Origin of the sequence: Streptomyces atroolivaceus, from assembly GCF_000717025.1 — a bacterium.
GTDB lineage: Bacteria > Actinomycetota > Actinomycetes > Streptomycetales > Streptomycetaceae > Streptomyces > Streptomyces atroolivaceus.
Genome location: NZ_JNXG01000002.1, coordinates 854260 through 876524 on the forward strand (window position 1 = coordinate 854260; position 22265 = coordinate 876524).

At 71.5% G+C, this 22265-nt stretch carries 22 protein-coding genes; 14 read left to right on the forward strand and 8 right to left on the reverse strand.

The features are described 5' to 3' along the window. The first annotated feature begins 281 nt into the window (after window positions 1–281). On the forward strand, window positions 282–866 hold the full coding sequence (locus tag OO67_RS07200) for a suppressor of fused domain protein (protein ID WP_033298091.1): 585 nt from the start codon (window positions 282–284) through the stop codon (window positions 864–866). Window positions 867–933: 67 nt separating this feature from the next. Here OO67_RS07200 and OO67_RS07205 read toward each other — a convergent pair whose 3' ends face one another. Further along, window positions 934–2172: an MFS transporter gene (locus OO67_RS07205; RefSeq protein WP_033298093.1), complete on the reverse strand. Its 1239-nt coding sequence runs from the start codon at window positions 2170–2172 to the stop codon at window positions 934–936. A gap of 150 nt (window positions 2173–2322) precedes the next feature. Between OO67_RS07205 and OO67_RS07210 the strand changes: the two genes are divergently transcribed. The 3 genes from OO67_RS07210 (at window position 2323) to OO67_RS07220 (ending at window position 4643) form a co-directional block, all read left to right on the forward strand. Next, window positions 2323–2967: a DUF6758 family protein gene (locus tag OO67_RS07210; RefSeq protein ID WP_078597689.1), complete on the forward strand. Its 645-nt coding sequence runs from the start codon at window positions 2323–2325 to the stop codon at window positions 2965–2967. Window positions 2968–3061: 94 nt separating this feature from the next. Beyond that, window positions 3062–3928 (forward strand): PHP domain-containing protein, encoded by an 867-nt coding sequence (locus OO67_RS07215; RefSeq protein ID WP_033298096.1) that lies wholly within the window; start codon window positions 3062–3064, stop codon window positions 3926–3928. A gap of 109 nt (window positions 3929–4037) precedes the next feature. Continuing rightward, complete coding sequence (locus OO67_RS07220) at window positions 4038–4643, forward strand: MarC family protein (RefSeq protein WP_033298098.1); 606 nt, start codon at window positions 4038–4040, stop codon at window positions 4641–4643. A gap of 106 nt (window positions 4644–4749) precedes the next feature. Here OO67_RS07220 and OO67_RS38915 read toward each other — a convergent pair whose 3' ends face one another. Beyond that, window positions 4750–4902 carry a hypothetical protein gene (locus OO67_RS38915; protein ID WP_014154223.1) on the reverse strand — a complete coding sequence of 51 codons (153 nt, stop codon included), beginning with the start codon at window positions 4900–4902 and terminating at the stop codon, window positions 4750–4752. A gap of 211 nt (window positions 4903–5113) precedes the next feature. Here OO67_RS38915 and OO67_RS07225 point away from each other — a divergent pair, with 211 nt between their 5' ends. Continuing rightward, a complete protein-coding gene (locus OO67_RS07225; protein WP_033298100.1) occupies window positions 5114–6025 on the forward strand; it encodes an NYN domain-containing protein in 912 nt (303 codons plus the stop codon). A 39-nt stretch (window positions 6026–6064) separates the two neighbouring features. Here OO67_RS07225 and OO67_RS07230 read toward each other — a convergent pair whose 3' ends face one another. Beyond that, window positions 6065–6931, reverse strand: a complete 867-nt coding sequence (locus tag OO67_RS07230) for an alpha/beta fold hydrolase (protein WP_033298101.1) — start codon at window positions 6929–6931, stop codon at window positions 6065–6067. A 108-nt stretch (window positions 6932–7039) separates the two neighbouring features. Then, window positions 7040–9004, reverse strand: coding sequence for a DEAD/DEAH box helicase (locus OO67_RS07235; RefSeq protein ID WP_033298102.1), 1965 nt, complete (start codon window positions 9002–9004; stop codon window positions 7040–7042). Between the two features lie 473 nt (window positions 9005–9477). On the opposite strand from OO67_RS07235, the gene OO67_RS07240 reads away from it, so the two are divergent. Next, complete coding sequence (locus tag OO67_RS07240; RefSeq protein ID WP_033298761.1) at window positions 9478–10224, forward strand: ferritin-like fold-containing protein; 747 nt, start codon at window positions 9478–9480, stop codon at window positions 10222–10224. A gap of 8 nt (window positions 10225–10232) precedes the next feature. On the opposite strand, the gene OO67_RS07245 is transcribed toward OO67_RS07240, so the two are convergent. From OO67_RS07245 to OO67_RS07260, 4 genes are all read right to left on the reverse strand, one after another. Then, window positions 10233–10505 (reverse strand): hypothetical protein, encoded by a 273-nt coding sequence (locus OO67_RS07245; RefSeq protein WP_033298103.1) that lies wholly within the window; start codon window positions 10503–10505, stop codon window positions 10233–10235. 195 nt (window positions 10506–10700) lie between these two features. Continuing rightward, entirely contained in the window at window positions 10701–10928 is a 228-nt protein-coding gene (locus OO67_RS07250) for a DUF3107 domain-containing protein (RefSeq protein WP_033298104.1), read from the reverse strand. Window positions 10929–11063: 135 nt separating this feature from the next. Further along, window positions 11064–11705 carry a TetR/AcrR family transcriptional regulator gene (locus tag OO67_RS07255; protein WP_033298105.1) on the reverse strand — a complete coding sequence of 214 codons (642 nt, stop codon included), beginning with the start codon at window positions 11703–11705 and terminating at the stop codon, window positions 11064–11066. Between the two features lie 168 nt (window positions 11706–11873). Next, the gene (locus tag OO67_RS07260; protein ID WP_033298107.1) at window positions 11874–12089 is read right to left on the reverse strand and encodes a hypothetical protein; all 216 of its coding nucleotides are present in this window, start codon (window positions 12087–12089) and stop codon (window positions 11874–11876) included. Between the two features lie 110 nt (window positions 12090–12199). Between OO67_RS07260 and OO67_RS07265 the strand changes: the two genes are divergently transcribed. From OO67_RS07265 to OO67_RS07295, 8 genes are all read left to right on the forward strand, one after another. Next, window positions 12200–13165: an alpha/beta fold hydrolase gene (locus tag OO67_RS07265; RefSeq protein ID WP_033298108.1), complete on the forward strand. Its 966-nt coding sequence runs from the start codon at window positions 12200–12202 to the stop codon at window positions 13163–13165. Between the two features lie 8 nt (window positions 13166–13173). Beyond that, window positions 13174–14496, forward strand: a complete 1323-nt coding sequence (locus OO67_RS07270) for a DUF3152 domain-containing protein (protein ID WP_033298109.1) — start codon at window positions 13174–13176, stop codon at window positions 14494–14496. A 90-nt stretch (window positions 14497–14586) separates the two neighbouring features. After that, a complete protein-coding gene (locus OO67_RS40600; RefSeq protein WP_341864634.1) occupies window positions 14587–14682 on the forward strand; it encodes an Ms4533A family Cys-rich leader peptide in 96 nt (31 codons plus the stop codon). Window positions 14683–14888: 206 nt separating this feature from the next. Then, complete coding sequence (locus OO67_RS07275) at window positions 14889–16625, forward strand: ABC transporter substrate-binding protein (protein ID WP_033298111.1); 1737 nt, start codon at window positions 14889–14891, stop codon at window positions 16623–16625. Window positions 16626–16627: 2 nt separating this feature from the next. Further along, window positions 16628–17635 carry an ABC transporter permease gene (locus tag OO67_RS07280; protein ID WP_033298113.1) on the forward strand — a complete coding sequence of 336 codons (1008 nt, stop codon included), beginning with the start codon at window positions 16628–16630 and terminating at the stop codon, window positions 17633–17635. Next, complete coding sequence (locus OO67_RS07285; protein WP_033298115.1) at window positions 17632–18621, forward strand: ABC transporter permease; 990 nt, start codon at window positions 17632–17634, stop codon at window positions 18619–18621. The genes OO67_RS07280 and OO67_RS07285 overlap by 4 nt, the downstream gene beginning before the upstream one ends. Then, entirely contained in the window at window positions 18618–20255 is a 1638-nt protein-coding gene (locus OO67_RS07290) for a dipeptide ABC transporter ATP-binding protein (RefSeq protein ID WP_033298118.1), read from the forward strand. Before OO67_RS07285 ends, OO67_RS07290 begins: the two co-directional genes overlap by 4 nt. A 189-nt stretch (window positions 20256–20444) precedes the next feature. Then, window positions 20445–22265 (forward strand): DUF3492 domain-containing protein, encoded by a 1821-nt coding sequence (locus OO67_RS07295; protein WP_033298763.1) that lies wholly within the window; start codon window positions 20445–20447, stop codon window positions 22263–22265.

Here is a 22265-nt window from a genome sequence, read left to right on the forward strand (position 1 = left end):
AAACGCGGGGCTCTTCCGGTGCGCGAACTGCCGTGCTGAGGTCCGGGAAGGACGTCAGATCACAGAAGGAAGGCGTCGTGCGGAAGGGCGGTTGGTACTGCACGGTCGACTTGGATCCACCGCAGCCCCACCTCCTCCGGCCGGTCCCCCGTGGGGGATCACGTGTTGTCAGGACTGAGAGCGCGCTCCGCGTGCTGTCCCGACCGACGCCTCAGGCTATCAGCCAGGTGAGGAGCCAATCCCTTTCTGTTCCCATTCCTTACGCGTTCTATGCTCGCGGCATGGGAGAAATTCTTGATCTGGTCGAGGCCCGGCTGCGTACGGCGCTGGGCGAGCCGGACGCACGCGCCGATGTGACGTTCCTCGGCACGGACCGCATCGAGGTGCTCCGCTTCATCGACGGAGACGTGGTGCGTTACGCCACGCTCGGTATGTCCGCCCAGCCGATGGCCGATCCGACCTCGCCCCTCGCCGACCCGGTGAAGGGCCCGCGCGCCGAACTGCTCCTGTCCGTACGGGTGGGTCTCGCCGAGACCGACCAGGTGTTGCGACCCCTCGCGGTACTGGCGGCGTCCCCGCAGGTCGAGGGGTTGATCGTGGCCCCCGGGGCGTCGCTGGACCTCGGGCAGCCGCTGTGGGCCGGGGCTCCCTTCAGCTCCGTCCTGGTCGCCGAGCCGGGCGGCCTCGTCGAGGATCTGGAGCTGGACGCCCCGATGGACCCGGTGCGCTTCCTGCCGCTGCTGCCGATGACGCACAACGAGGCGGCGTGGAAGCGGGTCAGGGGCGCGCAGGAGCTCCAGGAACGCTGGCTCTCGCAGGGTACGGACCTGCGGGATCCGCTCCGCGCGTCCGTACCGCTGGACTGACCCACCGGCGCCGGAAGCCCCGCGCGCGGGGAGGTACGCGCGCGGGTCCGGGACGGGAGACCGTGCGTCAGTCGGCGAAGACCGTGACGCCGTCCTCCGTGGCGTGGCGGGGCTCCAGCACCTCGGCCTCGTGGGTGAGCGCCGTGCGCCTGGCCCCGACGATCACGGCGCCGGCCAGGGCCGCGACGGCGGCGACCACGAACGGGACGTGTACGTCGCTCCACTCCTCGATCTTCGGGGCGAAGTACGGGGCCGCGGCCGCGGCGAACCAGCGGACGAAGTTGTAGCCGGCGCTCGCCACCGGGCGGGGTGCGTCCGAGACGCCGAGGGCCAGCTCGGTGTAGACGGTGTTGTTCATGCCGATGAACGCGCCCGAGACGATGGTGCAGACGACGGCCGTCGTGTGGTCTCCGTAGCCGAGGACCACCAGGTCCGCGGCGAGCAGCACCAGGGAGCCGCCGACCACCTTCAGTGAGCCGAAGCGCCGCTGCAGGCGCGGGGCGACGACCACCGAGAAGACGGCGAGCAGCAGGCCCCAGGCGAAGAAGACCGCCCCCGACCTGTACGGCGACATGTCCAGCACGAACGGCGTGAAGGCCAGGATCGTGAAGAACGCGTAGTTGTAGAAGAACGCGGACGCGGCGACCGAGGCCAGTCCACCGTGACCGAGCGCCCTGACCGGGTCGAGCAGCGCGGTCTTCCGGGCGGGCTTGGGCTGTTCCCGGAGGAACGCGGTGATGCAGAGGAACCCGATCGCCATCAGGGCGGCGGTGCCGAAGAACGGGTAGCGCCAGCTGGCGTCACCGAGCAGAGCGCCGGCCAGCGGCCCGCACGCCATGCCGAGGCCGAGCGCCGATTCGTACAGCAGGATCGCCGCCGCACTGCCGCCGGCGGCGGCGCCGACGATCACGGCGAGCGCGGTGGACACGAACAGGGCGTTGCCCAGGCCCCAGCCCGCCCGGAAGCCGACCAGCTCGGCGACGGACGAGGAGGTGCCGGAGAGCGCGGCGAAGACGACGACCAGTGCCAGGCCGGCCAGCAGGGTCCTGCGTCCGCCGATGCGGCTGGAGACGAAGCCCGTCACCAGCATCGCGACGGCGGTGATCAGGAAGTACGAGGTGAACAGCAGCGACACCTGGCTGGGCGTGGCATCGAGCCCCTCGGCGATGGACGGCAGGATCGGGTCCACCAGGCCGATCCCCATGAAGGCCACGACCGAGGCGCCCGCCGTGGCCCAGACGGCCTTCGGCTGGCGCAGGATGCCGGTCGCCCCCTCGTCGGACGGATTTTCTCCGTTCAGGGTCATCTCGCCCTCCTCAAAGTAGTTGCGCTGTGCACAGAATAAGTTAGTCGTTCTAATAAGTGCAAGATGCATGTATTTTCACCGGCCGGAGCCGCGCTGCGGACGGGTGATCGTCCTTGACGCGGCGACGACCGGAGAGGACCGTGGGGCGTTATGAGGGGCGAACCCAGTTGCCCGAAATGCGGTGGCCGGGTCAGGGCGCCCGGTCTTTTCGCCGACGCCTGGCAGTGCTCCGCGCACGGCCAGGTGCACCCGATGCAGCCGGTGGTCCCGCCCAGCGTCGAGGCGCTGGGCGTGGTGGTGCACCGGGCCCGGGTGCCGGTGTGGATGCCCTGGCCGCTCCCGGTGGGCTGGCTGTTCACGGGCGCGGCGTACGCGGGTGACGACCGCAGCGGCGGCCGGGCCACCGCCGTCGCGTGCTCGGGCCCCGGGCCGCTCGGGGGGATGGGTGAACTCCTGCTCGTCGCCGAGGAGCTCGGCGTCGGGCTGGGCGCGCGCTATGCCGGCATCGACGGCCCCGACCCGGGCCCCGGCCTGCGCCTCGACGCGGCACCCGACGCCAAGCTGCTCGCGGCCGGACGCCCGACCGCGCTCTGGCACGTCAAGGACGCCCCCGGCGACCGTGCGGTCTTCGCGGGGGAGGCGCGTGGTCTCTGGCTGTGGGCGATCGTCTGGCCCGAACAGTCCGGGCTCCTGATGTACGACGAGCTGGTGCTGACGGATCTGCGCGACGCCGGCGGTGAAGTGGATCTGCTGCCGTGCGGAGCGCTCACCCCCCGGCTGCTCACGCCGCCCTGAGCCCGCCGGGGTGCCGGGACGGGGCCGGAAGGGTGGCGCCCGGCGGTTATCCTGGAGCGTCCCCTGTCCGCCCGCCAGCCATGGAGTACGCGTCGTGCGCATCGATCTGCACACCCACTCCACCGCGTCGGACGGCACGGACACCCCCGCCGAGCTGGTGGCCAACGCGGCAGCCGCGGGCCTCGACGTCGTCGCCCTGACCGACCACGACACGGTCGGGGGGCACGCGGAGGCGGCAGCCGCCCTCCCCGAAGGCCTCACACTCGTCACCGGCGCCGAACTCTCCTGCCGCCTCGACGGCGTCGGCCTGCACATGCTGGCCTACCTCTTCGACCCGGCCGAGCCCGAACTCGCCCGCGAGCGTGAGCTCGTCCGGGACGACCGGGTGCCGCGGGCGCAGGCCATGGTGCGAAGGCTCCAGGAGCTGGGCGTGCCGATCACCTGGGAACGGGTCGCGCGGATCGCCGGGAACGGTTCCGTCGGCCGCCCGCACGTCGCCACCGCGCTCGTGGAGCTCGGCGTCGTCGACACGGTCTCCGACGCCTTCACCTCGGCCTGGCTCGGAAACGGCGGACGCGCCTACGCGGACAAGCACGAGCTCGACCCGTTCGACGCGATCCGGCTGGTCAAGGCCGCGGGCGGCGTCACCGTCTTCGCGCACCCGCTCGCCGTGAAGCGCGGCGCGGTGGTCCCCGAAGCCGCGATCGCGCGACTGGCCGCCGCGGGCCTCGACGGCATCGAGGTCGACCACATGGACCACGACGAGCCCACCAGGGCCCGGCTGCGCGGGCTGGCCGCCGAGCTGGAGCTCCTTCCCACCGGGTCCAGCGACTACCACGGCTCCCGCAAGACCGTCCGGCTCGGGGAGTACACCACCGACCCCGAGATCTACGGCGAGATCACCCGGCGCGCCACGGGAGCCTTCCCCGTGCCGGGAGCCGGCGGACCGCTCCCCGCGTAACGGGGCGCCCACTCCTCCTCCGTCGTACCCCCGTGCGCCCGGACGTCGTCAGGACGTGCCGGCGCGCGACCCCTCCTGTTCGGCCCGCTCTTCTCTCGCAAGGCTCACCGTGTTCGACATCGCTGTCTTCGGATCACTTTTCCTCACCCTTTTCGTGATCATGGATCCGCCCGGAATCACCCCGATCTTCCTTGCCCTCACCGCGGGCCGTCCCGCCAAGGTGCAGCGCAGGATGGCCCTCCAGGCCGTCGCCGTCGCCTTCGGCGTGATCGCCGTCTTCGGCCTGCTCGGCCAGCAGATCCTGGACTACCTGCACGTCTCCGTACCCGCGCTGATGATCGCGGGCGGGCTCCTGCTGCTGCTCATCGCCCTGGACCTGCTCACCGGCAAGACGGACGAGCCGACGCAGACCAAGGACGTCAACGTGGCCCTCGTGCCGCTCGGCATGCCTCTGCTCGCCGGGCCGGGCGCGATCGTCTCGGTGATCCTCGCGGTGCAGGACGCCGAAGGGACGGCCGGTCAGTTCTCGGTCTGGGCGGCCATCGTGGCGATGCACGTCGTGCTCTGGGTGACCATGCGGTACTCGCTGCTGATCATCCGTGTGATCAAGGACGGCGGCGTGGTCCTGGTGACCCGGCTCGCCGGAATGATGCTCTCGGCCATCGCCGTACAGCAGATCATCAACGGCGTCACCCAGGTCATCCAGAACTCCTGAGGCGCGCCGGACACCACAGCGCCCCCGCACGGAGCATCCGTGCGGGGGCGCGTCGTCTTCAGCTCGTCATCCGCTCGACATCAGCGACTCGAAGCAGAGCAAGGTGTCACGAAGCCGACGTGTCGGCCGGCCGGATGTAGATGCGCTGGCCCATTGCCGCGGCCTGCTGCACGATCCGGTTGACGGAGGCGGCGTCCACGACGGTGCTGTCCACGGCGGTACCGTCGACATCGTCGAGTCGCATGATCTCGAAGCGCATATGGCTTCCCTTCGTCTGATCCTCCTGCTGGAGAACTACTGGGAGGACGGGCTTGCCGTCCGCAAGGATGGGGAGCGCAAGGCGTCCTGCCTCTCGCGCTCCACAGGGGGTACAACGGCTTGCCTACTGCAAACATTCCCTACGCTAAGGAAATTTTTTGGATGTCTAAGTACCCGTCGGTAATCAGCCATGCGCACACAATGAGGTCCGTATGAGTCACGCGGACGCGCGGACGGACGAAGGACCGGACATCCGCGAACAACTGGACCGCACCAACGCGCTGCTCCTGCGCGTACTCGCGGAGGTGTCGAAGACCCCTTCCACCCATGCGATCTTCGTGGACGCGGGTTACGTCTACGCGGCGGCCGGGCTGCTCGTCACGGGCACCGAGGACCGCCGGTCCTTCGACCTGGACGCGGAAGGGCTGATCGAGGCCTTCATCGACAAGGCCCGCACGATCTTCGCGGACAGCAGGCTGCTGCGCGTGTACTGGTACGACGGGGCCAGGCGCCGGATCCACACCGTCGAGCAGCAGTCCATCGCCGAACTCCCGGACGTCAAGGTCAGGCTCGGCAACCTCAACGCCAACAACCAGCAGAAGGGCGTCGACTCGCTCATCCGTACCGACCTCGAGTCGCTCGCCCGGCACCGCGCCATCAGCGACGCCGCACTCGTCGGCGGCGACGAGGACCTGGTCTCGGCCGTCGAGGCGGCCCAGGGATACGGCGCCCGCGTCCACCTCTGGGGCATCGAGGCGGGTGAAGGCCGTAACCAGGCGGAGCCACTGCTCTGGGAGGTCGACAGTCAGCGCACCTTCGACCTCGACTTCTGCCGCCCGTACGTGACCCGGCGTTCCGTCACGATGTACGAGGACGACAGTCCGGCACCCGCGCGCGAGGACGTGCGCTTCGTCGGCGCGCAGATCGCCGCCGGCTGGCTCTCCTCGCGCGGCCGTGAGGCACTCGCCGACCTGCTGCCGGGCCACCCCTATCTGCCGGGCTCCGTGGACCAGGACCTGCTCGTCGAGGCCGAACGGCTCCTCCAGCACTCGCTGCGCGGCCACGCCCATCTGCGCCGGGCGCTGCGCGACGGCTTCTGGCAGCACCTGCAGGCGCAGTACTGACCCGGGCCACCGGGGAGGAACGGACCGCACGGCGACCGGTCACACGGGTGAAGGCCGGACGCCGTTCCAGAACGAGACGAGGGCTGCCGCCGTCTCCTGCGGCCGGGCCGTGTTGGGGGAGTGTTCGGCGCCCGCGACAACGGTGCGGCGGGCGCCCAGCCGCCGGGCCATGAGGTCGAGCAGCGGTACCGGCCAGACGTCGTCCCGCTCGCCCGAGACCACGTGCACGGGGAGGGACAGCGCGGCCAGCTCGGACACCCGGTCCGGCTCGCACGAGAGCTGGGCGCCGGTGGCGATCAGCTGGGCGGGGTTGTGAAGTGTCCAGCGGCGGCGCAGATCCTCGCCGTCGCCCGTGTCCGCGTCCTCGGGCGGGTCCATCGCGCGCATCATCTGCCAGACCTCGGCCATGCTCCAGCGGCGCAGCGCGTCGCTGAGCAGTCGCGCCTTCTTCTGCTGTCCGGGGTCGATCTCCGCGGGTCCGGACGACATCAGGGTCAGTGAACGGAAGGGCGTGGCATCCAGCAGCACCGCCGCGCGGGCGATCTGGCCGCCCAGGGAGTGTCCGAGCAGATGGATGCCGCCGGACGGCGGGTCGTCGACGGCAGCGGCCTGGGCCAGTACATCGCGGGCCAACTCCGCCTGGGCGTAAGGCTCCTCAGTGTCCGGCCCCTCCGTCTCGTACTGCCCTCGGCCGTCGACGGACAGGACGCGGAACCCGGCTGCGGCGAGGGGGTCCAGCAGCGCGATGAAGTCCTCCTTGCTGCCGGTGTACCCGGGCAGCAGGAGGGCGGTGGAGTGCGCCCCGGCAGGCGGCGTGGCGTCCAGCACGGCGAAGTCCCCTCGCGCGGTACGCAGTACGCGGGCACGGGCACAGGGGGGCGGGGTGAAGGTGGGCGGCCGGCTCATGGGGCCGAGGGTATCGCCGGGCGCCCGGCCGCGCCCGGGCAGACGTACGGCCCCGGCCCCCGCAGCGCGGGGAACCGGGGCCGTACGAAAGCGCACCGCGGCCGGAGATCAGCCCTCGGTCGTCTCGGCGGTGGCGGCCGCCGTCGCGCGCGAACGGCGCCTGCGCGGCTTCGCGGGTGCCGCCTCGCCGTCCGGAGCGGCCTCGGTCACCGCTACGGTCTCCGCCTTCTCGGTGGCGGCGGCGCGCGGCCGGCGACGGCGCGGCTTGGTCTCCGCCGCGTCCTCGGCGGGGGCGGTCACCGTCTCGGTCTTCGGCTTGGCCGCGGCACGGGTGCGGCGGCGCGGCTTGGTCTCGGTCGCGGGCTCGGCGACCGGAGCGATCTGGAAGTCGACCTCGTCCGCCGGCTTCACGACCCGGGTGCGGCGGCGCGGCTTGGTCGCCACGGGCTCCGCCACCGGTGCGGCCATGGCCACGGTCTGGAAGTCGACGACGGGCTCCGCGGCGGGGGCCGGTGCCACGGGAGCCGCGACGGCCTCCTTGGCGGCCGTCGCACGCGTACGGCGACGACGGGGCTTCGCCTCCGCGGCCGGCTCGGCCTCGGCGACGGGCGCGGGCTCGGCGACCGGGGCCTCGGCCACGGCCACCGCGGTCTCGGTCACGGCCTCCGCGACGGCGGCGCGGGCGCGGCGGCGGCGGCGCGGGGTGCGCGGCTCCGCGTCGTCACCGGCCGTCTCCGCGGCGGGTGCGGGCGCGGGCACGGTGACCGCACCCTCTTCGAGGGTGCTGCCGCCCCGCGTGCGACGACGCTGGCGCGGCGTGCGCGGCGGGCGCTCCTCGCGGGGAGCCGGGGCGGAGGCGGCGGACTTGCGGCCACGGCCGCCGGTCTCGCCGAGGTCCTCGACCTGCTCGGCCCGCAGGCCCGCACGGGTCCGGTCGGCCCGCGGGAGGACACCCTTGGTGCCCGCGGGGATGTCGAGCTCCTCGTACAGGTGCGGAGACGTGGAGTACGTCTCGACCGGGTCCGGGAACTTGAGGTCCAGGGCCTTGTTGATCAGCTGCCAGCGCGGGATGTCGTCCCAGTCGACCAGGGTGATCGCGATGCCCTTGGCACCCGCCCGGCCGGTGCGGCCGATGCGGTGGAGGTAGGTCTTCTCGTCCTCCGGCGACTGGTAGTTGATGACATGGGTCACACCCTCGACGTCGATGCCGCGCGCGGCGACATCGGTGCAGACGAGGACGTCGACCTTGCCGTTGCGGAAGGCGCGCAGCGCCTGCTCACGGGCGCCCTGGCCGAGGTCGCCGTGGACCGCGCCGGACGCGAAACCGCGCTTCTCCAGCTGGTCGGCGATGTCGGCGGCCGTGCGCTTCGTACGGCAGAAGACCATGGCCAGTCCACGCCCGTCGGCCTGGAGAATGCGGGAGAGCATCTCCGGCTTGTCCATGTTGTGCGCGCGGTAGACGTGCTGGACCGTGTTCTTGACGGTCGTGCCCTCGTCGTCGGGCGAGGTGGCGTTGATGTGCGTCGGCTGCGACATGTAGCGGCGCGCGAGGCTGATGACGGCGCCGGGCATGGTCGCCGAGAACAGCATCGTCTGGCGCTTCGGCGGCAGCATGGTGATGATCCGCTCGACGTCGGGCAGGAAGCCCAGGTCGAGCATCTCGTCGGCCTCGTCCAGGACGAGGACACGGATGTGCGAGAGGTCGAGCTTGCGCTGGCCCGCCAGGTCGAGCAGTCGGCCCGGGGTGCCGACGATCACGTCGACGCCCTTCTTCAGGGCCTCGACCTGGGGCTCGTAGGCACGGCCGCCGTAGATCGCGAGAACGCGTACGTTACGGGCCTTGCCCGCGGTCAGCAGGTCGTTGGTGACCTGCTGGCAGAGCTCGCGGGTGGGGACGACGATCAGGGCCTGCGGCGCGTCCGTCAGCTTCTCGGGCGCCGCCCGGCCGGCCTCGACGTCGGCGGGGACGGTCACACGCTCCAGGAGCGGGAGACCGAAGCCCAGCGTCTTGCCGGTGCCGGTCTTGGCCTGGCCGATGACGTCGGAGCCGGAGAGCGCTACGGGGAGCGTCATCTCCTGGATGGGGAAGGGGGACGTGATGCCGACCGCCTCGAGGGCTTCGGCCGTCTCGGCAAGGATTCCGAGGTCGCGGAACGTAGTCAGGGTGCTGCCTCTTCTGTGAGACGCGGCCCGAGGCGAACGCTGGGGGTCGTACCGTGCCGGGGTTGGTCATCCGGCCGTGGATGGGCCGGGTGGCGCGGGACCACTGCCGTCGCTCGAGCGCTCGTGCCGCTGAGGGGGCCCCTCATCTGCGGTCGTACATGGCGTACGCCCCGCGTGGAGGGCTGTCGGGTCGGAGCCGATCGGGCCACCGACCGGGCATCCTCATTCAAGGTCGCGCTCCTGGCACAAGAAATGCTCAGTAAGCGCAATACCACTGTACCCCGGATTCCCGCATGCGTGTTGGGCGAATTCATCGGAACGGTGTGATGTCTCCCGTCGGCCAGGCCCTTCCGCCCCTGCCGGGGCGGGCTATTCTGCGCTCCATGGAGACGCCTGACAACGCCACTGAAACATCCGACGAAGCGCCCGTACCGACCGGAATCGCCGCCCAGGACTGGGCCACCGCGTCCGCCGAACCGCAGTACCGGGCCGCGGTCGTGGACCTGCTCGGCGCGCTCGCCTACGGGGAACTCGCGGCCTTCGAGCGCCTCGCCGAGGACGCCAAACTCGCGCCGACACTCGGTGACAAGGCGGCACTGGCAAGGATGGCGTCCGCCGAATTCCATCATTTCGAGCAGCTGACCGACCGGCTCACCGCCATCGAGGAGACGCCGACCGCGGCCATGGAGCCGTTCGCCAAGCCGCTGGACGACTTCCACCGCCAGACCGCCCCGTCGGACTGGCTGGAAGGCCTGGTCAAGGCGTACGTCGGTGACTCGATCGCCAGTGACTTCTACCGGGAGATCGCCGCGCGCCTGGACACGGACACCCGCTCCCTCGTCCTCTCCGTGCTCGACGACACGGGCCACGGGAACTTCGCGGTGGAGAAGGTGCGGGCCGCCATCGAGGCGGAACCCCGGGTCGGCGGCAGGCTCGCCCTGTGGGCGCGCCGGCTGATGGGTGAGGCGCTCTCGCAGGCGCAGCGGGTGGTCGCGGACCGCGACGCCCTGTCCACCATGCTCGTGGGAGGCGTGGCGGACGGCTTCGACCTGGCCGAGGTCGGCAGGATGTTCTCCCGGATCACCGAGGCCCACACCAAGCGGATGGCCGCGCTCGGTCTCGCTGCCTGACGGGGCCCCTACTGGGCAGCCGCCGATCGCACAGGCCTGCTGCCACGCGGCCGGATCAGCAGGGACAGCGTCACCGCCCCGACCAGCACGGCGCCGATGGGGGTCGCCAGGACATGGCCGGAGCCCAGCGTCGAGTGCGTCAGATACGCACCGAACAAGGCGCCCAGCCCGCCCGTGGCGAACACCACGCGGGAGGACGGGAGCCGGCCGGGCAGGGAGTGCAGCGCGACCCAGGACAGGGCGAGTCCGAGCACGACGGAGCTGATGGATTCCCAGAGCACAGAGGGGTCACCTCGCTTGTTGGCGCGGCGGGCGGTCGGTCGTAGGCCGTCCTACCCGTGGCCGGCGGAATACAACCCTCCTCGGCTCCCGTGAACCCCTCCGAGGGAAGGACCGGGAGTGGATCCGGAGGAGAAAAGGTGGAGGCCCGGCGGACGATTCCGCCGGGCCTCCACCTCTGCTGCCGCGTGCGCGGGCTACAGCGCGCCGAATCCCACCCGCCGGACGCTGGGCTCGCCGATCTCCACGTAGGCGATCCGGTCGGCCGGCACCAGGACCTTGCGGCCCTTGTCGTCCGTGAGGCTGAGCAGCTGCGCCTTGCCGTTGAGCGCCTCGCCGACCGCGCTCTCGACCTCTTCGGCGGAAAGTCCGCTCTCCAGAACGATCTCGCGGGGCGTGTGCTGCACCCCGATCTTGACCTCCACGGCTATGTCCCTCCGACGGTCCGTCTCTGCGCGGTGAACCGCGCCGTACGCAGCACACATTAGCCCGGTGAAGGGACGGAGCACGGGTCGACCGGCAACGCCCGCAGCGAACACAGGCTCCGGTCCCCGCCGGGCTCAGTGCTGATCGGCGCCGTGCAGCGGGAATCCGGCGATGCCCCGCCAGGCGAGCGAGGTGAGCAGCTGTACGGCGGTGTCACGCGGAATGCCCGAGCGGCTGGAGAGCCAGTAACGCGCCACGACCTGTGAGACGCCGCCGAGGCCGACCGCCAGCAGCATCGATTCGTCCTTGGACAGGCCCGTGTCGCCGGCGATCACGTCGGAGATGGCCTCCGCGCACTGCAGCGACACCCGGTCGACCCTCTCCCGGACCGCCGGTTCGTTGGTCAGGTCGGACTCGAACACCAGACGGAAGGCGCCACCCTCGTCCTCCACGTACGCGAAGTAGGCGTCCATGGTCGCCTCGACGCGCAGCTTGTTGTCCGTGGTCGAGGCGAGCGCCGTCCGGACCGCCTGCAGCAGTGATTCGCAGTGCTGGTCGAGCAGGGCGAGGTACAGCTCCAGCTTGCCGGGGAAGTGCTGGTAGAGCACCGGCTTGCTGACGCCGGCCCGCTCCGCGATGTCGTCCATCGCCGCGGCGTGGTAGCCCTGGGCGACGAAGACTTCCTGGGCGGCGCCCAGCAGCTGATTGCGTCGGGCACGGCGGGGCAGCCGGGTGCCCCGCGGGCGCGCCGCCTCTGTCTGCTCGATGGCTGTCACGCCGCCTCCCAAATTCGTGATCGAACACAGCCGTACCGTGCACGCTGCGCCGTCGGGCCATCGTACTTTTGAGTAACCCGGGTGTGCGCGGCGCGGACGCAGAATTTCACGGACCGGACGGCTGCGGTAGCCACAGATTGCTCGGCCCGTGCCGCAAAGCGGTACGTATTACCGGTAATCGTCCTCATCGTGTGCGACAAGGCGTGCCTGCTCCGTCGCGTCCGCCTCATCGACGGTGCTGCGGTCGATGCCGGTGAGCGGTTCGTCGCGCTCCGGCCGGACGGTGGCCTGCTGTTCGGCGCTGTCGGCCTCGGGGGCTTCGGGGTCCGGTTCGTCGGGCTGCGGATCCTCGAAGGTGTCCGGGTCGCTCGGGTCGACCGTCATGGTGGCTCCCTTCCTTCCCTTGCAGCCTAGGAGCAACCCTTCCGGGGCGCTATGCGGCCTGTGACGGCGAACACACGAACCATCGCGTGATCGTCTCGTAACATTGCCGCATGTCTTCGACCGAGCTGCCCGGAATCGAGGCCGCCGCCGCAGCGGTGGCGCCCACGGTCAGTGCCGTCCGGATCGCGGAGGGGGAGAAGCTGCGCTCCGTCGAGCTGCCCGGCCTCACCCTGACGGTCCGCTCCCGCCCGGCGGAGGCGGCCGGAACCGCTCCCGCTCTCTTCGTGCACGGCCTGGGCGGCTCCTCCCAGAACTGGTCGGCCATGATGCCGCTGCTTGCGGACACGCTCGACAGCGAGGCGGTCGATCTGCCCGGTTTCGGCGACTCCCCGCCGCCGGACGACGGAAACTACTCCGTCACCGGACACGCCCGGGCGGTCATCCGGCTGCTGGACGCCGGCGGGCGCGGGCCCGTTCACCTTTTCGGTAACTCTCTGGGCGGCGCGGTTGCCACCCGGGTGGCGGCCGTCCGGCCCGATCTGGTGCGTACGCTCACACTGATCTCCCCGGCCCTGCCCGAGATCCGGGTCCAGAGGCCTGCCGTGCCGACCGCCCTGCTCGCACTCCCGGGCGTCGCATCCCTGTTCGTCCGGCTCACCCAGGACTGGACCGCGGAACAGCGGACCCGTGGCGCCATGGCACTCTGTTACGGCGATCCGGCACGTATCTCCGACGAAGCCTTCCGTCACGCGGTGGCCGAGATGGAGCGCCGGCTGGAGCTGCCGTACTTCTGGGACGCCATGACGCGCTCGGCACGGGGCATCGTCGATGCCTACACGCTGGGAGGACAGCACGGGCTGTGGCGCCAGGCCCAGCGGGTGCTTTCACCGACCCTGCTGGTGTACGGCGGGCGGGACCAGCTCGTCTCGTACCGGATGGCACGCAGGGCGTCCGCGGCCTTCCGCGACTCGCGCCTGCTGACACTGCCCGACGCGGGGCACGTGGCGATGATGGAGTACCCGGAGGCGGTCGCCCAGGCGTTCCGGGAACTGCTCGACGAACGCGGCGGGAGCTGATCCGGGGCGTGGGACGACACAGTCGAAAAGGCCCCGGGGTCACCCGGCGTGAAACCGGGGCCGCGGCCGGCGCCGGCGCGGAGCGCGGTACCGGCCGGCGGGGGCGTGACTCCGCCACGCCCCCTTCCAGGGACGGCCACAGCCCGTTCCGCGAGGCCCCACAGGTGCGTGGCGGGCACCCCGAGCAGCATGAGCCCGGTGGCGGCTGGGGGAGCGGGCCGCAGCCGCAGTACGACAGCCGACGGGACCCGGCGGGCCCGGGCGGCCAGGAGATCTTCCGCGCCGGGCAGGCCGCCATGGCGCGGCAGCAGGAGGCACAGCAGGAGGCCGGGCGGCGCACGGCGGGTCCGCAGACCGGCAACGCCACCCTGATACCCGGCCCCCGCAGGGAGTTCCTGGAGGCGTTCGACACGTCGCCCTCGCGCCCCGCACCGCCGGCCCCGCCCGAGGTCACGGACCGGGCCTCCGCGGGCCCCGACGCGCCCGACGACGTGCCGGACGACAGGAGCGACCGGGGCCGGAAGGGGAGCAGGGGCCGTACGTTCACGGGTATCGCAGCCGCCGCCGTGACCACGGTGCTCGCGGTCGTGGTGGCCGGGCAGGTGGCTCAGGACGGTGGCGCGGTGGACGGCCCGCAGACCGGGGGCGTCGACCGGCAGGACTCCGAGGACGCCTCCCGCTCGGTGGACCGGCCGGATCCGCAGGTGCAGCGGCAGGAGGTCAAGCCGCTGTCGTACGCGCAGAAGATGGCCACCGCCTTTCCGCTGGCACCCGACCTGAAGGCGTCCGGGACCTTCGAGGCGGTACCGGGGCTGGCGAAGGCACCGGGCAAGGGCCACAAGTACCGCTACCGGATCGATGTCGAGCAGGGACTGGGCCTCGATTCCGGACTGTTCGCGGAAGCCGTGCAGAAGACGCTGAACGACGACCGCAGCTGGGCGCACAACGGCGCCATGACCTTCGAGCGGATCTCCTCCGGTGAACCCGACTTCGTCATCACCCTGGCGAGCCCGGGGACCACGGGCGTCTGGTGCGAGAAGTCCGGTCTGGACACCACCGAGGACAACGTCTCCTGCGATTCCGCCGCCACCGACCGCGTGATGATCAACGCCTACCGGTGGGCGCAGGGTGCCGCCACCTTCGGCCCGGACAAGCTCCTGTCCTACCGTCAGATGCTGATCAACCACGAGGTGGGCCACCGGCTGGGGCACAACCACGTGAGCTGCCGTACCCCGGGTGCCCTGGCGCCCGTGATGCAGCAGCAGACCAAGACTCTGGACCTCGACGGCATCAAATGCCGCCCCAACCCCTGGGTCCACCCGGGGAGTTGAGTGACCGGCAGGGCTGGTCGGTCCACATCGTGGGACGGCTGTCTCGCCGCGCGTTGACATCGGGGGGAGAGGTCGTTCATATTTCTCCGCATGTCACGCAGCCCCGCATTCCCCGAGCGCGCCGCCCTTGAGCTGGCGCTCCTCGGCGTGGCCGGGCACTGCGTAGCCGACGTTCTCTGTCGCTGACGCCTGCTCGAGCGCGCGTCGGCCCCCCCCCGAAGAGCCCTGTTTCCGGGCTCCTCGGCTCCTTCCTCCGCCGCGCCCGGGCGTATTCCGTCCGCGGGCGCGGCATTTCGGTACCCGGCCCCCTTCCCCGTCACGGGGCGGGGCCCGCTGCGCCGCACGGACATGTCTCCCGCTTCTGCCGCAGCACACCGAGAGGTCATCTTCCGATGAGTCAGCCGTCCGTCATACCGCGCCGCGTGGCAACCACAGCCGCCGTCATTCTCGTCCTGGTCGCCGGCCTCGCGGGCTGCGCAGGCCCCCGGAGCGACGACGGCGGGGGAAGCGGCGGCGGCTCCGGCGCTTCGGGCAAGCCGCGGAAGGGCGGCACGCTCACGGTGCTCAACAGCAACCCGCAGGAGGACTTCGACCCGGCGCGGCTCTACACCTCCGGCGGAGGCAACGTCCCCTCCCTGGTCTTCCGTACGCTCACCACCCGCAACCGCGAGGACGGCGCGGCGGGCGCCCAGGTCGTCCCCGACCTGGCCACGAGCCTGGGCACGCCCAGCAAGAACGCCACCGTCTGGACGTACACGCTCAAGGACGGGCTGAAGTACGAGGACGGCACCGCGATCACCAGCGCGGACATCAAGTACGGCATCGAGCGCTCCTTCGCCGCCGAACTGTCCGGCGGCGCGCCCTACCTGCGTGACTGGCTGATCGGCGGGGCCGACTACCAGGGCCCCTACAAGGACAAGAAGGGCCTCGACTCGATCGAGGTGCCGGACGACAGGACCATCGTCTTCCACCTGAACAAGCCCGAGGGCGAATTCCCGTTCCTCGCCACCCAGACCCAGACCACCCCGGTGCCGCGGGCCAAGGACACGGGCACCACGTACGAGGAGCACCCCGTCTCCTCGGGTCCGTACAAGGTCGTCTCGAACGAGAACGACGGCGAGCGGCTCGTCCTGGAGCGCAACCCGCACTGGTCGGCGAAGACCGACGAGGAGCGCAAGGCCTACCCGGACAGGATCGACGTACGCTCCGGCCTGGACTCCGCCGTCATCAACCAGCGGCTCTCCGCCTCGCAGGGCGCCGACGCCGCCGCCGTCACCACCGACACCAACCTCGGCCCGGCCGAGCTCGCCAAGGTCTCCAGCGACAAGAAGCTCGCCGCCCGCGTCGGCACCGGCCACTTCGGCTACACCAACTACATCGCCTTCAACCCGAAGGTGAAGCCCTTCGACAACCCGAAGGTGCGCCAGGCGATCTCCTACGCCGTCGACCGGTCCTCCGTGATCAACGCGGCGGGCGGCTCCTCGCTCGCCGAGCCCGCCACCACCTACCTGCCGAACCAGAAGTCCTTCGGTCACACGCCCTACGACCACTTCCCGGCGGGCGAGACCGGCAACGCCGCCAAGGCCAAGGAGCTGCTGAAGGAGGCCGGTTACGCCAAGGGGCTGACCGTCACCCTCACGCACTCCAACGACAAGGACTTCGAGACCAGCCCGGAGATCGCCACGGCGCTCCAGGCCGCTCTCAAGAAGGCCGGCATCACCGTCGAACTCAAGGGCCTGGAGGGTAACGACTACTCCGACACCATCCACAGCGCGGCCAAGGAGCCGGGCTTCTTCCTCGCACACTGGGGTGCCGACTGGCCCTCCGGAGGCCCGTTCCTCGCCCCGATCTTCGACGGCCGTCAGATCGTGAAGGACGGAGCCAACTTCAACACCGGCTTCCTGGACGACCCCTCGGTCAACAAGGAGATCGACGAGATCAACAAGCTCACCGACCTGGAGGCAGCCGCCCAGCGCTGGGGCGCGCTCGACAAGAAGATCGGTGAGAAGGCGCTGACGGTGCCGCTCTTCCACCCGGTCTACAAGCGGCTCTTCGGCCAGGACGTCAAGAACGTGGTCATCAGTGACTGGACCGGCGTTCTCGACATCTCGCAGGTCGCGGTCAAGTAACCATGTCGGAAGCACTTCTGGTCCAGGAGGCGGGTGCGGCACCGGCCGCCGCCCCCGCCTCGGGGGCCCGGCAGTTCTGGCGGCGGCTGCGCGCACAGCGCGCGGCCACCGTCGCTGCGGCCGTGGTCCTCCTGCTCTTCCTGGCCGCGCTCGCCGCGCCGCTGCTCGCCGCGCTCGCGGGCCAGGATCCCGACACCTATCACCCAGGACTCGTCGACTCGGCGGCCGGCGGGGTCCCCGTCGGCTCCTTCGGCGGCATCAGCGCCGACCACTGGTTCGGCGTCGAACCGCAGACCGGCCGCGACCTCTTCGCCCGCGTCGTGTACGGGGCCCGGGTCTCGCTCGGCGTGGCCGTCGTGGCCACCGTCCTCCAGGTCACCATCGGCGTGACCGTGGGGCTCGCCGCTGCCCTGGGCAGCCGCCTGCTCGACCAGGTCCTCAGCCGGATCACCGACATCAACGTCGCACTGCCGCTCATGGTCATCGCCCTCGGACTCCTCGCGATCGTGCCGTCCTCCTTCCCCCGGCCCGTCCTGATCGCCCTGGTCATCGGCGGCATCAACTGGGCGGGGACATCGAAGATCGTGCGCGCACAGGCGCTCGCCCTGAAGTCCCTCGACTTCGTCTCCGCGGCCAGGCTCAGCGGACGCGGCCGGTGGAGCATCGCCCGGCGCGAACTGCTGCCCTCGCTCGCCGCGCCCGTCATCACGTACGCGGCGCTGCTCTTCCCCGTCAACATCACCGTGGAGGCGGCCCTGTCCTTCCTCGGCGTCGGCATCAAACCGCCCACACCGTCCTGGGGCCAGATGCTCACCGAGGCGGACACCTGGTACCAGTCGGCACCCACCTATCTCCTGCTCCCCGCCGGGCTGCTCTTCGTCACCGTGCTCGCCCTCACCGTCCTGGGCGAGGGCGTCCGTACGGCACTCGACCCACGGGCCGCCTCCCGGCTGCGGATCGGCACCGGACGCGAGGAGCGCCAGGAACGTACGAAGGAGCGGGCGTCGTGACCGGATTCCTGCTGAGGCGGCTCGGCGGCGCCGTCTTCGTGCTCCTCTCCCTGACCGTCGTCCTGTACGCGGTCTTCTACGTGGCACCGGGCGACGTCGCCCAGATCGCCTGCGGCCCGCGCTGCTCACCCGCCCAGGTCGCCCAGGTCACGGCACAGCTCCGGCTCGACGACCCCGTGTACACGCAGTACCTGCACTTCCTCCAAGGCATCGTCGCCGGACGCGACTTCTCCACCGGCACGGGCGTGGAGCACTGCTCCGCACCCTGCCTCGGGGTCTCGTACCAGAGTGACCAGCAGGTCATGCGGCTCATCCTGACCAAGCTGCCGGTCACCGGCTCGCTCGTCATCGGCGCCTTCGCCCTCTGGATCCTGCTCGGCGTCGGTACGGGGGTGCTGTCCGCCTGGCGGCGGGGCCGGATCACCGAGCGGCTCCTCACCTGGCTGACCCTGGCAGGGACGGCCACGCCGGTCTTCGTCATCGGGCTTCTGCTCATCATCATCTTCTGCTCGACGCTGCAATGGCTGCCGTCGCCCACCTACGTGCCCTTCACCGAGAACCCCGAGCAGTGGGCCTGGGGCCTGCTGCTGCCCTGGGTGTCGCTGGCACTCATCGAGTCCGCCAAGTACGCCCGGCTGACCAGGAGCTCCATGCTGGAGACGCTCGCGGAGGACCACGTGCGCACCTTTCGCGCGTACGGCGTCAGCGAACGCGGCATCATCGGCCGGCACGCCCTGCGCGGCGCGCTCGCGCCCGTGATCGCGCTCAGCGCGCTGGACTTCGGCACCATGTTCGGCGGCGCGGTCCTGACCGAGTCCCTCTTCGGGATCCCGGGTATCGGGCGCGAACTGGTCCACGCTGTCAAGGTTGTCGACCTGCCCGTGGTCGTCGGCATGGTGCTGGTGACCGGCTTCTTCGTGGTGCTCGCCAATGCCGTCGCGGACATGCTGTACGCGCTGGCCGACCGACGGGTGGTCCTGTCATGACAACACCGCTGGTCCAGGTCGAGGACCTGACCATCGACTTCGGCACCGTCCGCGCCGTGGACCGGCTCTCCTTCACCCTGGAGGCGGGTGCCGCCCTCGGCGTCGTCGGTGAATCCGGCTCCGGCAAGAGCGCGTCCGCCTCCGCACTGCTCGGGCTGCACCGGGGCACCGGTGCCAGGGTCACCGGGACCGTCCGCGTCGCCGGTACGGATGTGGGCGCGGCGGACGACGCCGAACTGCGGCGGCTGCGGGGTGCCAAGGCCGCGATGGTCTTCCAGGACCCGCTCTCCTCGCTCGACCCGTACTACACGGTCGGCGACCAGATCGCCGAGGTGTACCGGGTGCACAACTCCGTGTCCCGGCGGGCGGCACGGGCCCGGGCCGTCGAGGTCCTGGACCGGGTCGGCATCCCGGACGCGGCCCGCCGCGCCCGGTCACGGCCGCACGAGTTCTCCGGCGGGATGCGGCAGCGGGCGCTCATCGCGATGGCCCTGGCCTGCGAACCCCGGCTGATCGTGGCGGACGAGCCGACCACCGCGCTCGACGTCACCGTGCAGGCCCAGATCCTGGACCTGCTGCACGACCTGCGCCGCGAGACGGGCATGGGGCTGCTGCTGGTCACCCACGACGTGGGCGTCGCCGCGGAGAGCGTGGACGACGTCCTGGTGATGCAGCACGGCCGTGCGGTGGAGCGCGGCCCCGTCGCCGAGGTGCTGGGCGCCCCCAGGCAGCCGTACACCCGCGAGCTCCTGGCATCGGTGCCACGGGTCGACGAGAAGCGGGCCGGTGTCCCGGGCCCGAGGACCGCGACGGAGGCCGGACCGCTCATCGAAGCCGTGGGCCTCCGGCGCGAGTTCGGCCGGGGCGCGGGCCGTGTCACCGCCGTGGACGGGGTGTCGCTCACCGTCCACGCCGGAGAGACCCTCGGCATCGTGGGGGAGAGCGGCAGCGGCAAGACGACGCTCGGCCGCATGCTCGTGCGGCTCATCGATCCGACGGCGGGCCGGCTCCGGTACGGGGGTACGGACATCGGCTCGCTGCCGGAGAGGGAACTGCGGCCGTTCCGCCGTGAGCTCCAGATGGTCTTCCAGGACCCCGTCGCCTCACTCAACCCGCGCCGCTCGATAGGCGAGTCCGTGGCCGACCCGCTCCGTGCCGCGGGGGAGACCGACGAGGCCCGGATCCGGGACCGCGTGCGCGAACTGCTCGAGAGGGTCGGGCTCGACGCGGGCCGGTACGAACGCCATCCGCACGAGTTCAGCGGTGGGCAGCGCCAGCGCATCGGCATCGCGCGTGTGCTCGCCGCCGAGCCGAAGCTGATCGTCTGTGACGAGCCGGTGTCCGCGCTCGACGTGACGACCCAGGCCCAGGTGATCTCTCTCCTCGCGGAGCTCCAGCGGGAGCTCGGCATCGGACTCGTCTTCATCGCCCACGACCTGGCGGTCGTCCGGCAGGTCAGCGACCGCGTAGCGGTGATGCGGCAGGGCCGGATCGTCGAGCAGGGCGTGGCCGACGACGTCTACGGGTCGCCGCGGGACCCGTACACGAGACAACTCCTGGCGGCGGTCCCCGCACTCGACCCCGTACGGGCCGCTGCACGCCGGGCGGCCCGTAGGGAGCTGGCCGCAGCCTGACTCCGCGTCACCGAACGCCCGGCTGTCGCAACAGAACGCGACTGGAGCGGGAAAGTTACGCCGGTTCACCCCTTTCGGTGGTGCGACGGACAACCGTCCGTCGCACCACCTGTGTATCCGCATACGGTCGTCCCGCTGCGAGTCGCCGGGCAACGGCGGCTGTCCACAAGGGAGATCGGGGGTGTGCTCGTGCGGATCGGACTCCTCACGGACGGTGGTTACCCGTATGCGACGGGTGAGTCCAGACTCTGGTGCGACCGTCTGGTGCGCGGCCTGCCCCGGCACCAGTTCGACCTCTTCGCGCTCAGCCGCTCCGCCGACCAGGAGCGACAGGGCTGGGTGAGGCTCCCCGACCGGATCGGGCGGGTGCGGACGGCGCCGCTGTGGGCGTACCCGGAGGACGCCCGGCACACCGGCCGCCCCAGAGGTCTGCCGGGCCGGCTCGCCACCGGCCTCGGGCGGTCGTACGGGCGGCGGGACCGACGGCGCTTCACGGCGCACGTGACCGCCCTCGTCAGCGGGGTCTGCGCCGGTACGGAGACCGGGCCGGGCTCCTTCGGCGCGGATGCCGGCGCGGCGGCCGGCCGCTTCACCGGCGGCCTCTACGGCCTCGCCGAACTGGCCCGCGAACGCGGCGGGCTGTACGACGCCCTGCGCTCCGAGGCGACCGTACGCATCGTGGAGACGGCCTGCCGTGCGCCGGGAACGGGGCGGACCGTCCACGGCGCGACCGTCCCCGACTACCTCGCCTTCGTGGCCGGGCTGGAGCGCGCCCTGCGTCCCCTCTCCCTCGACTGGTACGACGGGGACGGCCTCGGCGCGGTCGACCTCTGTCACGCGGCGTCCGGGGGCGCGGCGGCCCTCCCGGGGCTCTTGGCCAAACGCTTCTTCGGTGTGCCGCTGCTGGTGACGGAGCACGGTGTACCCCTGCGAAGCCACTACCTCGCGGCGCCCGAAGCCCCGCTCGGCGCGCCGGTGCGCGCTCTGCTGGCCAACTTCCACGGGCTGCTCGCCTCCGAGATCTACCGGCAGGCGGCGCTCATCACCCCCGGAAACACCCATGTCCGCCGGTGGCAGGAGCGGTTCGGCGCAGACCGGGCCAAGCTGCGCACGGTCTACCCGGGCATGGAGGCGGAGCGGTTCGGGTCCGTCGGCGAGGGTGAGGACGGGGGCGGGCCCGGCACGCTGGTGTGGATCGGGCGGATCGAACCCGCCAAGGACCTGACCGCCCTGCTCCACGCCTTCGCCGAGGTCCACAGGGCCGAGCCGGACGCCCGGCTGCGGATCTTCGGCGCGCCGGACCAGGGCCGCGACGGCGACAGCTATCTCGCCCACTGCCGGGCTCTCGCCGCCCAGCTCTTCCCCGACGAGGCCACGGACGCGCACGCCGTCGGCGACAACCCGGTGACCTTCGAGGAGATCGGCGGCCCCGAGGTGCCCGACCTGGCGGAGGCCTACGCCTCGGGCGGCATCGTCGTTCTGTCCAGCGTCGTCGAAGGTTTTCCCATCAGCCTGGTCGAGGCGATGTTCTGCGGCCGGGCCACCGTGTCGACGGACGTGGGCGCCGTGGTCGAGGTCGTCGGCGGAACGGGCCTGGTGGTGCCCCCGCGTAATCCGCGGGCGCTCGCCGACGCCTGTGTCGCGCTCCTGCGCGACCCGGAGCGCCGTGCGCGCCTGGGTGCGGCGGCGCGCGCCAGGGCGCTCGAACTCTTCACCGTCGAGCAGAATCTCGCGGCGTATCGCGGCATCTACCAGGACCTGGTAGGGCACGCCCCGACCCGTCGGGCGACGCCTGCGGAGCCCTTGGACCCGGACGGCCCCCCGCGCCCGTTCGCCACGCCCCCGGAGGCCCATGTGCTGGGCGCGCCGCCCCCCGGACCGGTTGCCGCGGGGGTCTCCGCCGACGCCTTCTCCCGTGCTCACGTCCGTGCCTCCCGGGTGCCGAGCTGGGCCGTCGGCGCGGAGGGCGTGTGCGCGGGCGCACACGGAGCGGGGGACGGCGATGCGTGA

Bases quoted from the DNA above. Each gene is read 5' to 3' on its own strand.
- OO67_RS07225 (WP_033298100.1), top strand. From the start codon at position 5,114: ATGAGTCACGCGGACGCGCGGACGGACGAAGGACCGGACATCCGCGAA.
- OO67_RS07205 (WP_033298093.1), bottom strand. From the start codon at position 2,172: ATGACCCTGAACGGAGAAAATCCGTCCGACGAGGGGGCGACCGGCATC.
- OO67_RS07200 (WP_033298091.1), top strand. From the start codon at position 282: ATGGGAGAAATTCTTGATCTGGTCGAGGCCCGGCTGCGTACGGCGCTG.
- OO67_RS07265 (WP_033298108.1), top strand. From the start codon at position 12,200: ATGTCTTCGACCGAGCTGCCCGGAATCGAGGCCGCCGCCGCAGCGGTG.
- OO67_RS07230 (WP_033298101.1), bottom strand. From the start codon at position 6,931: ATGAGCCGGCCGCCCACCTTCACCCCGCCCCCCTGTGCCCGTGCCCGC.
- OO67_RS07260 (WP_033298107.1), bottom strand. From the start codon at position 12,089: ATGACGGTCGACCCGAGCGACCCGGACACCTTCGAGGATCCGCAGCCC.
- OO67_RS07275 (WP_033298111.1), top strand. From the start codon at position 14,889: ATGAGTCAGCCGTCCGTCATACCGCGCCGCGTGGCAACCACAGCCGCC.
- OO67_RS07235 (WP_033298102.1), bottom strand. From the start codon at position 9,004: ATGACGCTCCCCGTAGCGCTCTCCGGCTCCGACGTCATCGGCCAGGCC.
- OO67_RS40600 (WP_341864634.1), top strand. From the start codon at position 14,587: ATGTCACGCAGCCCCGCATTCCCCGAGCGCGCCGCCCTTGAGCTGGCG.
- OO67_RS07240 (WP_033298761.1), top strand. From the start codon at position 9,478: ATGGAGACGCCTGACAACGCCACTGAAACATCCGACGAAGCGCCCGTA.
- OO67_RS07290 (WP_033298118.1), top strand. From the start codon at position 18,618: ATGACAACACCGCTGGTCCAGGTCGAGGACCTGACCATCGACTTCGGC.
- OO67_RS38915 (WP_014154223.1), bottom strand. From the start codon at position 4,902: ATGCGCTTCGAGATCATGCGACTCGACGATGTCGACGGTACCGCCGTG.
- OO67_RS07280 (WP_033298113.1), top strand. From the start codon at position 16,628: ATGTCGGAAGCACTTCTGGTCCAGGAGGCGGGTGCGGCACCGGCCGCC.
- OO67_RS07210 (WP_078597689.1), top strand. From the start codon at position 2,323: ATGAGGGGCGAACCCAGTTGCCCGAAATGCGGTGGCCGGGTCAGGGCG.